Consider the following 15956-nt stretch of genomic DNA (forward strand, 5'->3'; position numbering starts at 1 on the left):
TGTAGAGTAGCTACATGCAGTGGCGGAGGTGATTGGTAATGAATGAGTTCAAAAAAGAGCTGAAGAAACTGAAAGCTTCTGAATTTAAGGCGGATCGAGTGACCCCCTGGGATAAAAACAGTGAGAAAGAAACGATGCTGGTGCGCGGCCGATGCGGTCATGGGCGATGTGGAGGCTGCGGCGGTTGCGGTCGATGTGGCGGTTGTGCAAGGTGCAACTGCTCTTGCAGTTGTTCGTGCAGCTGTTCATGCAGTTGCTTCGGTACGTGTTTCTTCCCGTGCTTTTTTCCGTGTACGTCGTGTGCGCGTTGCGTTTAGCCGGGGAATCTCATCCTGGCAGCGGCAACAACACAACCAAAGCTCTGGTTTGGCTTGCGCCAGGCTGGGGCTTTTTTAGCGTGCTCCCGGCATTATTTGCAATAGCATGTCGGACAAAGAGCCGCTCATACAATGACGGTGACACCTTCATGGCACATAAAGTGGCGAGCGCAGCCAAGCAAGGAGGAGGAGCATGGTCAAACTGAACCCAGCGATGCGTCTTGCAGTGAAGCGGGATACGTTCTTTTTGCCCAATCCCGATGGCAGCGTGTATTTTCGCAATAACGTCGGGACGTTTCGGATGGAAGGAGAAATGATCGATCAATGGGTTTCGCAGCTGGTGCCCATTTTCAACGGAGAGCACACGCTGGCGGAAATTACGGACGATTTGCCAGCGGAGTACCAGGCTCAGATTCATAAAATCGCCAGTCTTTTGCTGGAAAACGGGTTTGCCCAAGATGTCAGCCAGCGTTTGCCGCATGAGCTTTCTCCCGCGGTGGTGGAGCAGTTTTCGGCACAAATTGCCTTTTTGGATCACCTGATTGGCTCGGGCGGTCATGCTTTCCAGGCGTATCGGCAGCAAAAGCCGCTCGTTGCAGGAAGCGGGAGCTTTGTGCCCGCGCTGATCCATGCGCTGTGGGAATCGGGGTGCCCGCATGTTCATTACGCCGTCACGGACGCGAGCCTGGTCAACAAAGCTCGTCTGACCGAGCTGCATGCACATGTCCGGCAAAAAGATGACGAGGCCAAGCTGACAGAACTAACCGTGCGCGAGCAAAGCCGGGCCTGCTGGGAAAAGACGCTGGCGCCAGTTTCTGCGGTGCTGTACGGCTCAGATTCCGGGGATCGCAGCGAGATGGAGCTGGTGTATGCGCTTTGCCAGGAGCGGGGCATTGTGTTCATTCCTGTGTTTTTGCTTTTGCAAAAGGGCATTGCAGGCCCGGTGATGCAGCCGTCTTCGCCCGTGTGCCTCGACTCGGTCGTACGCCGTTTCCACCGGGTCTTTTTGAGCGGGAATGCAGAAGATCATCCTTTTACAGCTACGTCAGCCGCTCTGTTGGCAAACGCGGCGGTCATGGAATGGTTCAAGCATGTGACTGGCGTGGTGAAGGCAGAGTCGGCGGGCAAGCTTTTTCTGCTCGATCTGGATACGCTCACGGGGAGCTGGCGAACGGCCATGCCGCATCCTCTCGTCAAAAGCAAACCGCGCTTTTTGCCTGTTGATGAACAGTCGTTTTTCGCAGAGACTACATCGCCAAAGGACGGCTTGCTTGCGGCTTTTCAGTCCTGGACCTCGCCTGACGTCGGCATTTTTCACACGTGGGAGGAAGGCGAGCTGATGCAACTTCCGCTCTCCCAGTGTCAGGTGCAGGCGGTCGATCCCGTTGCAGTTGGCCCCGCCGAGCTGTTGCCTGTCCGCATTTGCCCGGGGTATACGCATGAGGAAGCGCGCAAGGAAGCGGGTTTGACAGGGACGGAGATGTACGTTTCGCGCCTGATGAGTGCGTGCGGCATCCGGGCGGCTGGCATTCATCTGCACGATGATGCCCCCTCTATGCCGGACAGTGCGGGGGAGATCGGTTTTGCGATTGGCGCGGGAGAATCGGCGGCAGAAGCAGCGTGCCGGGCTTTGGAGCACTATTTGCAAGCTGTATTGGCAAAAGAAGTGCGGGAGCAGCCGCCAGCAGCCGCTCTCGTGCAGTGGACGGGGCAAGACGAGCCGTGTTTGTTTTACACGCGTGCGCTGGCGCTCCAGAAGCAAGGGCATAAAATCGCCAAAGGAGCGGATTTGTGCGGATTTCCGGTGTACTGGGTAGGAACGGAGAACGGTTGGTACGGCAGCGTAGGCTTGCACGATACGCTCGCGTTGCGCAAGGCACTGCAAACGGCGCTGCAAAACAGCCAAGGAGTGCCGGATGAGCAAATCGCCTATGCGGTAAAGGCTCTGGAGGTTGCTCTGGATGAGCGCGAACAGCAAGTGGAACTTCCGCCTTTTCCGGAGAGCGAGGAAACGCTTTGGCAGCAGGCGCGGGACGTCCTTGCCAAGGAACGGCTGGTGCCTGTGCTGCGCAATGCGGCTGTAGAGACGTTTTTGCAGGAAGATTTGTCAAGGGTGATCGCCCTTGCATTGCGAGCGGAGGAGGGGCATGAGCATGGAGATTATGATTGTGGGCGAAGGACTGCTGGCTGATCTCGTCTTCATGCAGCTTCCGAAACAATATCGCGTGATCCGGCAGCGTACGCTGAAACCGATCGACGAACAGGTTGATTTGGCGCTTGTGCTGCAAGACGGATGGCGGCCGCATGAGCATACGGAAGCCGAAAAGCTTTTCCAGGCATCCGGGATTCCGTGGCTGAGGGCGTTCGTTTCGTTTGGCGAAGCCGTGATCGGGCCGCTCGTTCGTCCGGGCGTGCCTGGCTGTTCCCAGTGCGCGGACATGCGGCGGCTCATGGCTGGGCGCGATCGCAAAGAAATGTGGGAGTACCAGTTCCAGCTTACAGAGGAAGGCGGAACGGCAGTCGACGTGTGGTCGTCGCGAACGGGATTATGGCAGGTGTGTCACTATGTAATTGACGAGGTACAGCGAATAGCCAGCCGCCAGCAAGCCCGTCTGCACGAACATATCCAATTGCTCGACCTACAGACGCTGGCAAGCTCCCGGCACTTTTTCCTGGCTGATCCGCTTTGCGGCCATTGCGGGCGTCTGCCGGATGACGCGCCAGAACTGGCCACATTTACTTGGCAGCCGAATCCCAAGCCTTCCTCGACAAGCTACCGCGTGAAGTCGCTGGACGATTGGAAGCAAGCGCTCCGCTCCGACTATGTAGATGCGAGAACAGGCTTTTTTAACGGGAAAATGCGCGACCTTGTCTCCGTCTTTTCCGATGTCAGCGTCAATTTGCCTTTGTTCCCCCATGACGAAGCGACGGCAGGCCGCTCCCATTCTTACGTCCATAGTGAAGGGACGGCGATTTTGGAAGGGCTGGAACGATATTGCGGACTGACGCCGCGCGGCAAAAAGACAGTCGTCTACGATTGTTACGCCAACCTGGGGGAGCAGGCGCTCAATCCGGTCACTGCCGGCGTCCATTCAAAAGAGCAGTATGCGCTGCCGGGATTTCCTTTTCAACCGTTTGATCCGAAGCGGCCGTTAAACTGGGTTTGGGGCTATTCCTGCATCCGCGAGCGGCCCGTGCTCGTTCCCGAACGGATGGCTTACTACAGCCTTGGCTTCGGTGACGGCACCGTATTTGAGACGTCGAATGGCTGTGCGATCGGCGGGAGTCTGGAGGAAGCGATCTTTTACGGAATCATGGAAGTGGTGGAGCGCGATGCGTTTTTGCTGACGTGGTATGCGCAACTGCCGCTGCCGCGACTCGATCCGCACACATCTGGCGATACGGAGCTGGAACTGATGATCGCACGGCTCCAATCCGTCACCGACTACGAGCTGTTTTTGTACAACGCGACGATGGAAAACGGGATTCCCAGCGTGTGGACGATCGCGAAAAATAAGAAACAGACAGGACTGCATCTCGTCTGCGCGGGTGGTGCGCACCCTGATCCGGTTCGCGCCGTCAAGGGCGCCCTTCACGAGACGGCTGCCATGCTGAATACGCTGCACGACAAATTTGAAGCGAATCGCGCCGCGTATTTGCGGATGTACCACGACTCGTCGCTGGTGAAAAAAATGGATGACCACGCCATGCTTTACGGCTTGCCAGAGGCGGCAGAGCGTCTCGACTTTTTGCTTGGGAACAACAGACCGATGCAGTCTTTTGCGGAAGCTTTTTCCTGGCAAGGCGGCCACACCGATTTGACAGACGACCTGAAGGACATTTTGCAAGTGTTTCGCAAGCTGGAGCTCGACGTCATTGTCATCGACCAGACGACACCGGAAGTGAGCCGCATCGGGTTGTCCTGCGTGCGCGTACTGATTCCGGGAATGCTGCCCATGACGTTCGGACAGCATCAGACGCGAGTGACCAATCTGAAACGCGTGCTGCACGTGCCTGTCACGCTAGGCTATGCCAAACAACCGCTTGCTTTGGATCAGTTGAACCCGCATCCTCACCCGTTTCCGTAAAAGCATGGCACAAAGGGAGGGCGAGTGATGAAGCTTGCGACGTTTTTGCACGACTTGCATTTTGCTACCGAAAAAGTCCGGCCGCCCGATCTGGAAGTGAATTGGGACGATGCGCCACTGCCATACAAGCTGTACAAAGGCTTGCCTGCCGTAACGCTGCCCGGGGAAGTCGCTTTGTCGCTCACAGGCGAACAGATCACAGGGGAGCCGTCGCTTGTCCAACTGGGCAGCATGCTTTATTACGCGTACGGATTGACAAAAGTCAGCCAGATGACTTTCGGGCAAGGGGCCCCGGAAGAAGAGAGCTTTTTCGTTCAGTCGTACCGCAGGGCGATTCCTTCCGGCGGAGCGCTGTACCCGAACGAGGTGTATTTGTATCTGAAGCTCTCCTATTTGAGGCAAGGGATTTATCATTACGATGTGGCGCATCATCGCCTCGTCCTGTTGCGCGAGGGAGATTTCGATGACTATGTAACCAGCTCGCTCGGCCAGCGTTTTGCGCTCCGCGACTGCTTTGGAGTTGTTTTCGTGTCCACTTACTTTTGGAAAAATGCTTTTAAATACGATCTGTTTTCGTACCGTTTGCAAGGGTTGGATACGGGTGTGCTGCTCGGGCAATGGCTGGCTTTGGCCGATGAGTACGGCATTCAGGCCAGTGTCCACTACTTGTTTCTGGATCGGGCTGTCAACGGGCTGCTCGGCTTGGACGGGAACGAGGAAAGCGTGTATGCAATCCTGCCGCTTGCGCTGAGTCCGCAGCAGACAGGCGAGACAACGGCAGACTCGGCATTAACATTGACTGAGAGCAGCGCGGATGCGCAAGAGCCTGTCTCGGCGGAACAGCTCGTGCAATCGCTACAGCCGTTGAGCCACCGCCATCAGATCGGTTCGAACGCGCGAAAAGACTACCCTTTGCTACGCCAGATGCACCAGGCTGCGCTGTATGAGTCAACGGACTGTTTTGTCAGGGAAAGACCGTTTGGTGCGGAAAAAGACGGCGGAAAACTGCGGGGAAAGCCCGGAGAGACAGAAGCGGCAAAAGACAGGCTGCCAGCGCTGGATTTCGCGGAATTTTGCCGCAGCCGAAGTTCGCCGGAGCTGGATTTTGTCGCGGGCAAGCTGACGCGAGAAGAGTTGGAAACGCTTGTGCGGCGTGCGTATACAGCCTTGCACTACCAGCATGACCTGGGACACGAGAACAACGGATGTTTGGCGTATTGCGTCTGTCTTCACCAGGTGGACGAACTGGAGGACGGAGCGTACTTTTGCGCTCCCGCAAGCGGCTTGTTGACACAGCGGCGGCACGGCGACCAGCGGGCAGAACTGCAAGCCGGAATGACCCTCGACAATGTCAGTCTGTACCAGGTGCCGCTTTGCTTTCATATCGCAGGGGAAAGCAACCATCTGCTGGAGCGCTGGGGGTATCGCGGCTATCGCATTCAGCAGATGCAGGCGGGGATCGCCTTGCACGCGCTATTGCTCGCTGCCTTTTCCTGCGGATTGGGCGGACATCCGTTGCTTGGGTACGATGTGGCGAGCAGCGACGAGATTTACGGCTTGCCGCAGGAAAGCAAGACGTGTCTCATCCAAGTGCCTGTCGGCTTTTACCGCCAGCGGGCGCGGTTGCAGGGGAGCTTGCATGGCTAGAAAAGGAGAAGTCAAAAAAACAGGATCACTCCCGTGACGTGTATGTTCGCAGCGGGGGCATCCTGTTTTTTTGTGTACAGCTAGTTGCAGAGTGCTGGCGTCAAAGTGTGGTTATCCCGAATGGTTCTCCGTTTTTTGCGCGGCAGCCGGAGCGGTTGCGCCTCTTTTTTGGAACATTTTCTCCAGAGGAACCACTTTGCACAGCAAATTGTGGATATGCTTGGACTCTTTGGTCAATACGGGGCCAAGAATCGCCAGAATGAGTACGTAAAGCGCCGTAAATGGCTGCAAAATTTCCAACAGTCCGCCTGCCTTGCCCATATTTGCAATGAGAATGGAAAATTCCCCGCGTGCGGTAATCGTCAACCCGATATTCGAGGAGGCGCGTGCCGACAAGCCTGCGCTGCGGCCAGCCAAAAGCCCTGCCGTGTAGTTCCCGATCAGGGTAATGGCGACGGCTGCCAGGGAAAGCCAGACCGCTCCGCCAAGCTGAAGCGGATCAATGGATAAGCCGAAGCTGAAAAAGAACATGGCGCCAAAAAAGTCGCGGAAGGGGAGAATCATGTGCTCAATTCTCTTCATATGGACCGTTTCTGCAAGGACCAGACCGACGAGCAAGGCTCCAATCGCCTCGGCTACGTGGATGGTTTCCGAGAAGCCGGCTACGAGGAACAGACCTGCAAAGACCGTCAACATGAAAAGTTCATTCGATTTGATATTGAGCCCGCGATTGAGCAACGGAACCAGCTTGCGCCCGACAATGATGAACAGAAGCATATAGCCGAGTGCAATCAGCGCAGAGGTGAGCACGCCAACGACAGAAGTTGCACCGCTGAGCACGAGACCGGACATGATCGACAAGTAAACAGCGAGGAACAAATCGTCAAACATGATCATTCCGAGAATCATTTCCGTCTCCGGATTGGCGGTCCGTTTGAGATCGACCAGCACTTTTGCCACGATAGCGGTAGAGGAGATGGTCGTAATTCCGGCAATGATGAGAATTTCTTTGAACGGAACCCCGGCAAAGTAGCCGAAGAGCAGACCAAGCGTAAAGTTGATGCCTATATAGATAGTGCCGCCGATCGCAATAGAGCGTCCTGCCTTGATCAGACGGCCAACCGAAAATTCAAGCCCGACGTAAAACAAGAGGAACAAAACACCCATCCGACCCATGAAGTCAATGAGCGGTTCGCTTTCAATAAATCGAAAATCGATCAAGCCGATCGAGGCGGCGTGCGGCCCTACGGCCATGCCGATGAGGATGTAGAACGGTACGATGGAAAAGCGGAGTTTTTGCGAGATAAACCCGGCAATTGCGATTAAACCGATAGCCAGACCAATTTCAAAGACGATGTGTTCCAAATCAAGCCCCCCCTGTTATGAGTGTAGATTTTAACACTTTCACCTGCCCTCTCTCGCCTGCCACAACTAACGTAACGCCTGCCGTCAGGACGCATTCCGGTCCCGGACTCACTTTTTGCTTTTGGTTTTTCTCGATAATGGCGATGATCGTAGCACCTGTTCGCTGGCGAATGTCCAGTTCCCCAATGGATTTTCCGATGCACGCGGCCCCCGGCTCGATTTTGTACCATTCAATCACGAGCTGATCGAGAGCCATCTCAATCGTTTCCAGCGCTTTTGGCTTGTAGGTCATCCCGCCAATAATTCCGGCCAGCTGGCGCGATTCCTGATCATCCAGAGTGACCATGGAGATGCTTTCATCCCAGTCGTCTTTGTCAAAATGGTAAATCTCCCTTTGCCCGTCGTCGTGGAGGATAATAATCAGCTTGTCGCCGTTTATTGTCTCCACCTGGTATTTGCGCCCGATTCCCGGCAAATCCGATTCCCTGATATTCAACATTGTGTACGCCTCCTAAAAGTGGAATCCACTAATTTCGACAAACAAATAATTGTTTGCTAATATAATCATATACTTAAATGATGCGAAAAGTCTACATTTCGAAACAGTTTGCAAAAAATATGACACATTTCATTTGAGGTCTGATTCAGGCGGACAAACTTTTGCTTCCTTCGGTTCGCTTTCCATTTGAACTGGAAGGAAATCGTCTCTATACTTGAAGAAAAAGCTTCGGATGAGATAAAAGAGGGGTAGCATGCAAAACTGGCTGACGCATTTTATTGAACAATACAGCTATCTGGGCATTTTCCTGATGATGGCGCTGGAAAACGTGTTTCCGCCGATCCCGTCAGAAGTCATTTTGACGTTCGGCGGCTTTATGACGACGCGCACGACCTTGACGGTGCCTGGTGTCATTTTTGCGGCGACATTGGGCTCGGTGCTGGGGGCGGTCCTGCTGTACGCAATTGGCCGCTATCTGGATGTGAGCAAAATCGAAAAGGTCGTGGAGCGGTACGGGCACTTGCTGCGGATCAAAAAGACAGACATCCAGAAGGCGGACGCCTGGTTTGACAAATACGGCTACTGGACAATCCTGTTCTGCCGGATGATTCCGCTCGTGCGCAGTCTCATTTCCATCCCGGCTGGCATGACCGGGATGGGCTTGCCGTTGTTTTTGCTGTTTACGACGATCGGGACGTTGCTGTGGAATATTGCCCTGGTGCTGGTGGGGGCGCTGCTTGGCGAGTCGTGGGAGCAGGTTTTGCACGTGATGGATGTGTATTCGAAGTTTGTGTACATAGGGATTGGTGTAGTAGGGGTGGGTTTTTTGGTGGTGTTTGTGCGGAAGCGTCGGAGTGGAGGGTGAGTGGTTGGGTTTGGGGAGTTGTTTGGTTGTTGGTTAAGAGCCACTTTTCTTGTTGTTGCGGGAGAATCGATTTTGGGGGGATGTAACATGAATAGTTGGATTCCTATGACGAGTGATCAGTATCGTCTGGCTTGGGATAAAATGTACGAGGATTTCAAATTCAAACCAAGTATCCATAGCAGTGATTGGCCTTCCTTTCGGTTACCGTCCCCTTTCGTTACTTATGATGTTACTGAATATACGGATGCAGATATCGATGATCTTGAGGAAAAGTGCATTAGCTGTCTAAGAGCGATCACTGTGCCGGAAGAATATATCTACGCACTGGATTGGCAGCACCAATGCTACCTCTATTATCCGCATCGGGAGCGCGGCGATGTCGGGGCAAGGATAGGGTTTTACCCAGATGGGGACTATTGTTTCTTTTTGCAAAAAGATTTTAAGTGGGGATATTTAGGGCACCCTTGGGAACATTCCATTAGTTTGTTTGGAGAGACGCTCATTCATCAGTTTGAAGCTGATCGACCAACTATATTTGGGTAGCTAGTGCGCAGCAGGTCTTACCATGCCTCTTGATCATCTGATCAGGAGGTTTTGTCGTTTTATATCAGTCGAATGATGTAGGTATTTGGAAATATTCAACGAATAGTACAAGAGATACAGAAACGACTCCTTGGAGGGATCAGAATGGATCAAAGAGATTCTGAAAAAATAATTCGATTAGCGCGAGAAGGTAAACAAATCTCGAAAATTTGGGAAGAGGATTTTCCAAACTATGATTACTGGGAGATTTACGTAGAAGTTCACGCGGCTGGCGAACGTAGCTCTCTTGGAATAAAGCGAATGATAACTGGCAGATTAAATAAACTGCAAACAGCCAAGAAAATGAAGTTTTATGCCGATTTCTTCTTTATGGAAGATACTCGCTTCATTAAAAACGGTTTTATCGCTTCTTGTAACGTCTAAGACCAATTTTTTGCAAGACGCATGCTACCTAGTACCTCCAGAAAGTCCACTCGGCAAAAATCCGCCAAAACCAGCAGGAACAAACCCGCCCAAGAAGAAATAAAACTTTTATAGAAAGAACAAGCGCTACCAGAGGTTAAACACAACTTATGAAAGCGCATACATCACATCCATTCCCTCTCCACCCAAAAAAGGAGGCCATCACAGATGAATCCCCACCAACACGAAAGCAACGAACAAGACAAGACCTCGCTGGAAAAGGAAATCCATACCGATTTTCAAAAAGAAATGACGTACGGCGACTATTTGCATCTGGACAAGATTTTGGCGAGTCAGGAGCGGCTCTCCACTCATCATGACGAGATGCTGTTCATCATTATTCACCAGGTAAGCGAGCTGTGGATGAAGCAAATTTTGCATGAATTGGGCGCTGCCATGGACTGTATTTCGAAGCACGAGCTGGAGCCTGCCTTCAAGATGTTTTCCCGGGTGTCGCGGATTCAGCAGCAGCTGATTAAATCGTGGGACGTGCTCTCGACGCTCACGCCTGCGGATTACTTGCAGTTCCGCGACAAGTTGGGGCATTCGTCCGGTTTTCAATCGTTTCAAAACAGGCTGATCGAATTTACGCTTGGCTACAAGAACGGCCATGTGCTGGCTGTGTACGAGCATCAGCCTGAGCTTCATGCCAAGCTGGACGCGGTTTTGCATGCTCCCAGCATTTACGATGCGGCGATCAAGGAGATGGCGGCGCGGGGCTTGCCGATTGACGCCGAGTGCCTGGAACGCGACTGGTCGCAGCCGTACCAGCCGAATCATAGTGTCGAGCAGGCATGGCTGACCGTGTACCGCAATGTGAATCAATATTGGGATTTGTACGAGCTGGCGGAAAAGCTTGTCGATATCGCCAGCCAACAGCAACAGTGGCGCTTCAATCATATGACGACTGTTGAGCGGATTATTGGACAAAAGCAGGGAACGGGCGGTTCTTCCGGCGTCGGCTATTTGCGCAGAGCGCTGGACCATCGTTTCTTCCCTGAGCTGTGGAGCTTGCGCACGCAACTGTAGGACAAACCAGGAGAGAACTGTAAAAGGCTACACCATACAGGCGTGCGGACAGATGTGTTCGATCACGCTTGTTTCTATTGAAACGGCTCTTTTCAATATCGTCGATACCTACCCGGACGACGAACAGGTAGAAAGCAGGCGCACCATGCTACAGCATCTGGACTCCACCCAGCTTGCGTTGCAGCAAAAGATCATGTTTGGCGGCCAGGATGGCATTCCGCAAGTGTTCGGCTACAGCGAAGGCTACAGGCTGGTGCAGACGTTTTTGCATGATCATCCCGACTTGACAGTAGAGCAATGGACCGCGACCTCACCGGAAGAGCTGCTCCGCGAAGTGCAAACATCCCACCCCGAATTACCGCGCAACAGGACTCCAAGCGCAAATTTTCACATATTCTTCCTAATATTGGGCACAAATACCCTTCATTTACCAAGATCATTTTGCTTATTATTTTTTAGATGAGCCATTTTGTGGACTGTAAGCAGTCGCAGTCCCATTTTCAGAAGAACGTCGAGAAATGATTGCACGACAAAAAGCGGAAACGGAGTGGGCATTTGGATGGAAACGATGAAGCCGCCTATGGAAGTCTTGTACGCAGCGCAGCTTAATGCGTTGCGGGCCAACGATACGGGAGCAAAGCCGCCAAACTGGCAAATGTCGCCACGAGCGGTCCGCGACTTTATCTTGGGTGCTGACAAACCGCTTCCCTACGAGGGAGAGGCAATCGAGATCACGAAGAAGTTTTACGGCGACGATGCCCTGATCGAAAGAGCGATTGTGACACTTGCAGGAAACCGCGGCCTGATGCTGGTCGGCGAACCGGGAACAGCCAAGACCATGCTGAGCGAACTGCTGTCTGCTGCCATTAGCGGCACGAGCACCAACACGATTCAAGGTACGGCAGGCACAACCGAAGACATGATCAAATACTCGTGGAACTACGCCATGCTGCTGGACAAAGGTCCTTCTTTGCAAGCTTTGGTTCCATCGCCTTTGTACACGGGGATGAACAAAGGCATTATTACCCGGTTTGAGGAAATCACTCGCTGCCCTTTTGAAGTGCAAGACGTGTTGATCAGTATTTTGAGCGACAAAGTCATGAACATTCCCGAGCTTGCGGACGGCATTTTGTTTGCCAAGCCCGGATTCAATATTATCGCCACCGCCAACCTGAGAGACAAGGGCGTCAACGAGATGAGCAGCGCCCTCAAGCGTCGGTTCAACTTCGAGACGATTGCGCCGATCAATCACGTGAAAATGGAAGCGCAAATTATCGAATCGCAGGCGAAAATGATCTTGCAGCGCAGCGGCGTGGATATCGAGATCGACCGCGATGTCGTGGAAATTTTGGCGACGACTTTCATGGAACTGCGCACAGGGCAGACGAAGGAAGGCTACAAAATCGACTCGCCACAATCGGTGATGAGCACGGCTGAAGCTGTATCGGTGTACGTGCAAAGCGCGATGACCGCTCATTACTACGAAGGCAAGCCGATGACGATGGAGCGACTCGTGCAAAATTTGCAGGGAGCTGTCGTCAAGGAGAACCAGAAGGATGCTGGCGTGCTGAAAACGTACTTCACGAAGGTGGTCAAAGAACGGGCAAAGGAAGAGGGCCTATGGGGAGCGTACTACAACGAGAAGAAATGGATCAAATAAACAGGCTGGTCGAGCAGGAAGTGTACGATCTGGCGAAGCAGGTCGTCTATTTTCCGATCAGACACCACAGTCCTGCTTGCGCCTTTCATCTGCAAAAGACGATTGCGGAATACGAGCCGCAGATCATCTTGATCGAAGGGCCGGACAACAGCAACCATCTCATCCCGATATTGACGGCTGAGCAGACGAAGCCGCCCGTAAGCATCTACTACGCCTACGCTTCGGGCGAGAAAAAATACGTCTGCTATTTCCCGTTTCTCACCTATTCGCCGGAGTATGTCGCCCTCGTCGAGGCAAAGCGCAGGGAGATTCCCGCCGCTTTCATCGATCTTGGCTACGGCAGTCGGCTGGAGAGCATGGAAGACGGACACGATCTGAAAAAGCAGAACCAGAAGCTCTCCTACCACGATGAGCGGATGCTGGCCGGGTCGCAATTTATTGCCCGGCTGTGCGAAACGATGAGATGCCGCAACTTCGACGAACTGTGGGAACGGGTTTTCGAGGTCGAAGGCATTCGCAAGCCGACGCGAGAGTTTGTCAAAGACGTGTTCGCCTACTGCTATTTGTCGCGAAAATGTTACGACGACGCCACGCTCGAAGCAGAGGGAGACTTGATCCGCGAAGCGTATATGCGCCAAAAAATTGCAGAAGCCAAAGCGAAGTATCAAAAAATTCTCGTGGTGACGGGCGGGTTTCATACATACGGGCTTTTGGAGAGCCGAAAGACGACTTACAAGATCCAAAAAGTCAAAGACGAAAAAATATATCCGATGGTGTACACCTACCAGGAAGCCGACCAGTTGAATGGCTACGCCAGCGGCATGCCGTACGTCCACTATTACGAGACGGTATGGAATGCCATGGGGAAAAAGGAGCAGACGCCTTTTTCAAAAAGCGCGCTGTCGTACTTGGCGCAACTCGTGAAGCGGCTGCGCGAAAAGGGCGAGATCGTCTCGACGGCAGATGCGATTGAGGCGTACAGCCTGATCAGCGGACTTGCCGTGATGCGCGAAAAGTCGGAGGGCGGGGCGTATGAGCTGCAAGACTCCGTGCTGTCTGCCTTTACAAAAGGCGAGCGTTCCATCGCCACCGCGAAGCCGATCGAGACACTGCGCGAGCTGATGACAGGCGAAGGCATCGGCGAAGTGGCGCCCAACGACCTCGACGTCCCGATTGTCCGCGATTTTAAGGAAACGTGCAAAGCGTTCAAACTGACGATTACGACAACGGGGCGCAACCAAAAAGTGTTGGAATTGTACGCCAAGCGATCGCACAGGGAAGCGAGCCGTTTTTTGCACTGTGTCCACTTTTTGGGCACGGAGTTTTGCACGAAGGAAGCCGGGCCGGACTGGCTGAACGACAAGTACGTCAATCTCGTGCGCGAGACGTGGCGCTACAGCTATTCTTCCTACGTGGAGGCGCGGTTGATCGAGGCTTCTGTCTACGGCGGAACCGTGAAAGAAGCGGCGGCGCAAAAGCTGGAAGAAATGATGAAGGAGCTGCCGCAGCACCAAAGCCACATGTTGGCGAAATGGCTGCTCATGGCGGTTGTCATGGGACTGGAGAAGCTTGGCGAGCGGTTGTTTGCAGCTGTCGTGTCGGCAGTCAGGGAAGACGGACACTTTTTGTCCTTGTGCAAAACGTTGAAAACACTGTCGATTTTGCACGAGCAAAGGCGCTTGTTCGGATTGACAGACACGGCACGGCTGGAGTCGCTTGTCGATGAGGTGTACTACCAGGCTGTGGCGAAAATTTCCGAGCTGAGCAGCCCCAACCCTGACGAATGCCCGGAAATCGCCGAGCAGTTCAAATTTTTGTACATGGTCAGCGAGCAAAAACAGGCGGAAGCTTCCCGGGACATTTTTCTCGACCAACTGGAGACGCTGCTTGCGGTTCCGACGTTGCCAGCGATGCTGGAAGGGGCCGCCGCCGCGATTTTGTGCAATCTTGGTGCCTTGGAGCGCGGGGAGATCAGCGTCAGGGCACGGGCTTACATGTTCGGCACACCGGAAAAGATGCAGCACACCGCCGCCTACTTGCACGGTGTTTTCCTCGTCGGCCGGGATTATTTGTTTGACGATGACAGCATCTTGTCCGATTTGAACCAGATGATTATCAGGCTCGACTACGACAGTTTTTTGCAGCTTGTGCCGCAGCTTCGGCTGGCTTTCGCGTTTTTCGGACCAATGGAAATCAGCATGCTGGCGGAAAAAGTCGGGGCGTTGTTCGAGACGACAGCCGAAGAAATGACGGCTCCAGCCGTTGCCGAGCCAGTTTTGCAGCGGGCGCGGTTGCTTGACGACAGGATCAGGGGGGAGTTTGCCAGATGGAACCTCATTTGAAGCGGGAAGCCATGAACCGCTGGCGGCTTCTGTTAGGCGCGCAGGCAGAAGATGCGCTGGAAGAGTGCGGTGACTACAGCCGCTCCGATTTTGCCTACCGCGAGCTGGATTCGATCCTCGATTTCCTGTACGGCCGGGAGCACGGCGAAGAGCAAGGCTACCGCAAAGAAGGCGGCCGGGAAGGCTCCACGCTGACGGTGCCGACCTGGCTGCAAAAAATCCGCAAGCTATTCCCGAAAGAAACGGTGGAAATTTTGGAAAAGCAGGCGCTGGAGCGCTACAACATGACCGAGCTGCTTACAGACAAAAAAGTGCTGGAAAGCCTTGAGCCAAACATGACCCTGCTGAAAAACATCCTCCAGTTCAAGGGCAGGATGAAGGGCGAGGTCGTCAGAAGCGCCAAGGAAATCGTCCGCAAAGTCGTCGAGGAGCTGCGCCGCCAACTGGAAGCGGAAATCCAGACGAGCATCGTGGGCAAGCGCAACCGTTTCCGGCGCGGCTACACGAAAACGATGCGCAATCTGGACGTCCACAAAACGATTCGCAAAAACTTGAAAAACTACGACCGGGCCAACAAGCGCTTTGTGATCGACGAGCTGTATTTTCACAGCAACATCCAGCACCACAACAAATGGAACATCGTGATCGTCGTCGACGAGAGCGGCAGCATGATGGACTCGGTCATTTACAGCGCCGTGATGGCGAGCATTTTTTACAAGCTGGCGGCGCTGAAAACGAACCTGGTCATTTTCGACACCAAGGTCGTCGATTTGAGCGACAGGCTGGATGACCCGGTCGATGTGCTGATGAGCGTGCAACTGGGCGGGGGGACCCACATTGCGCAGGCGCTCCGCTACGGCAAGTCGCTTTTGGAGAATCCGTCCAAGACGATCTTCATTTTGGTCAGCGACCTGGAGGAAGGTTATCCGATCAAAGAGATGTACCGCCAAAGCAAAGAGATCATCGACTCAGGCTGCAAGTTTCTCGTGCTGACCGCGCTTGATTTCAACGGAAACGCTACATACAACAAGCATGCTGCCCGCGTGCTTGCGGACATGGGCGCGCACGTCGCTGCGCTAACGCCTGACCAGCTATCGCAATGGATTGGCAAGATCATCAAATAAACGGGGAAGACAAGG

14 protein-coding genes are annotated in these 15956 nt (G+C 53.6%); 12 read left to right on the plus strand and 2 right to left on the minus strand.

The window, feature by feature from the left end; translation table 11 throughout:
- The first annotated feature begins 38 nt into the window (after nt 1-38).
- The 4 genes from M2298_RS06955 to M2298_RS06970 all read left to right on the plus strand — a co-directional run bounded on the left by M2298_RS06955 (nt 39) and on the right by M2298_RS06970 (nt 6052).
- Entirely contained in the window at nt 39-317 is a 279-nt protein-coding gene (locus M2298_RS06955) for a heterocycloanthracin/sonorensin family bacteriocin (protein WP_122963360.1), read from the plus strand.
- Nucleotides 318-510: 193 nt separating this feature from the next.
- Nucleotides 511-2508, plus strand: a complete 1998-nt coding sequence (locus tag M2298_RS06960) for a putative thiazole-containing bacteriocin maturation protein (RefSeq protein WP_280648363.1) — start codon at nt 511-513, stop codon at nt 2506-2508.
- The gene (locus M2298_RS06965) at nt 2465-4405 is read left to right on the plus strand and encodes a TOMM precursor leader peptide-binding protein (RefSeq protein ID WP_173595926.1); all 1941 of its coding nucleotides are present in this window, start codon (nt 2465-2467) and stop codon (nt 4403-4405) included. Before M2298_RS06960 ends, M2298_RS06965 begins: the two co-directional genes overlap by 44 nt.
- A gap of 27 nt (nt 4406-4432) precedes the next feature.
- Nucleotides 4433-6052: a SagB family peptide dehydrogenase gene (locus M2298_RS06970; RefSeq protein WP_280648364.1), complete on the plus strand. Its 1620-nt coding sequence runs from the start codon at nt 4433-4435 to the stop codon at nt 6050-6052.
- A 111-nt stretch (nt 6053-6163) separates the two neighbouring features.
- Here M2298_RS06970 and M2298_RS06975 read toward each other — a convergent pair whose 3' ends face one another.
- Nucleotides 6164-7417, minus strand: a complete 1254-nt coding sequence (locus tag M2298_RS06975) for a cation:proton antiporter (protein ID WP_122963356.1) — start codon at nt 7415-7417, stop codon at nt 6164-6166.
- 1 nt (nt 7418) lies between these two features.
- Nucleotides 7419-7916 (minus strand): cation:proton antiporter regulatory subunit, encoded by a 498-nt coding sequence (locus M2298_RS06980; RefSeq protein ID WP_280648365.1) that lies wholly within the window; start codon nt 7914-7916, stop codon nt 7419-7421.
- A 253-nt stretch (nt 7917-8169) separates the two neighbouring features.
- Here M2298_RS06980 and M2298_RS06985 point away from each other — a divergent pair, with 253 nt between their 5' ends.
- From M2298_RS06985 to M2298_RS07020, 8 genes are all read left to right on the plus strand, one after another.
- On the plus strand, nt 8170-8781 hold the full coding sequence (locus M2298_RS06985) for a DedA family protein (protein ID WP_280648366.1): 612 nt from the start codon (nt 8170-8172) through the stop codon (nt 8779-8781).
- An 87-nt stretch (nt 8782-8868) separates the two neighbouring features.
- The gene (locus M2298_RS06990) at nt 8869-9324 is read left to right on the plus strand and encodes a DUF2716 domain-containing protein (protein WP_122963644.1); all 456 of its coding nucleotides are present in this window, start codon (nt 8869-8871) and stop codon (nt 9322-9324) included.
- 144 nt (nt 9325-9468) lie between these two features.
- The gene (locus M2298_RS06995; protein ID WP_229049908.1) at nt 9469-9747 is read left to right on the plus strand and encodes a hypothetical protein; all 279 of its coding nucleotides are present in this window, start codon (nt 9469-9471) and stop codon (nt 9745-9747) included.
- Between the two features lie 207 nt (nt 9748-9954).
- The gene (kynA, locus tag M2298_RS07000) at nt 9955-10815 is read left to right on the plus strand and encodes a tryptophan 2,3-dioxygenase (RefSeq protein ID WP_122963353.1); all 861 of its coding nucleotides are present in this window, start codon (nt 9955-9957) and stop codon (nt 10813-10815) included.
- A gap of 52 nt (nt 10816-10867) precedes the next feature.
- Nucleotides 10868-11278, plus strand: coding sequence for a DUF2268 domain-containing putative Zn-dependent protease (locus M2298_RS07005; RefSeq protein ID WP_173595929.1), 411 nt, complete (start codon nt 10868-10870; stop codon nt 11276-11278).
- 96 nt (nt 11279-11374) lie between these two features.
- Nucleotides 11375-12475 carry an ATP-binding protein gene (locus tag M2298_RS07010; RefSeq protein WP_173595930.1) on the plus strand — a complete coding sequence of 367 codons (1101 nt, stop codon included), beginning with the start codon at nt 11375-11377 and terminating at the stop codon, nt 12473-12475.
- Nucleotides 12436-14817: a DUF5682 family protein gene (locus M2298_RS07015; protein WP_173595931.1), complete on the plus strand. Its 2382-nt coding sequence runs from the start codon at nt 12436-12438 to the stop codon at nt 14815-14817. Before M2298_RS07010 ends, M2298_RS07015 begins: the two co-directional genes overlap by 40 nt.
- Nucleotides 14802-15941: a VWA domain-containing protein gene (locus tag M2298_RS07020; protein ID WP_122963349.1), complete on the plus strand. Its 1140-nt coding sequence runs from the start codon at nt 14802-14804 to the stop codon at nt 15939-15941. The genes M2298_RS07015 and M2298_RS07020 overlap by 16 nt, the downstream gene beginning before the upstream one ends.
- Nucleotides 15942-15956: the final 15 nt, after the last annotated feature.

The organism is Brevibacillus sp. 1238 (assembly GCF_029892995.1).
In the GTDB taxonomy this organism is placed as follows: Bacteria; Bacillota; Bacilli; order Brevibacillales; family Brevibacillaceae; genus Brevibacillus; species Brevibacillus parabrevis.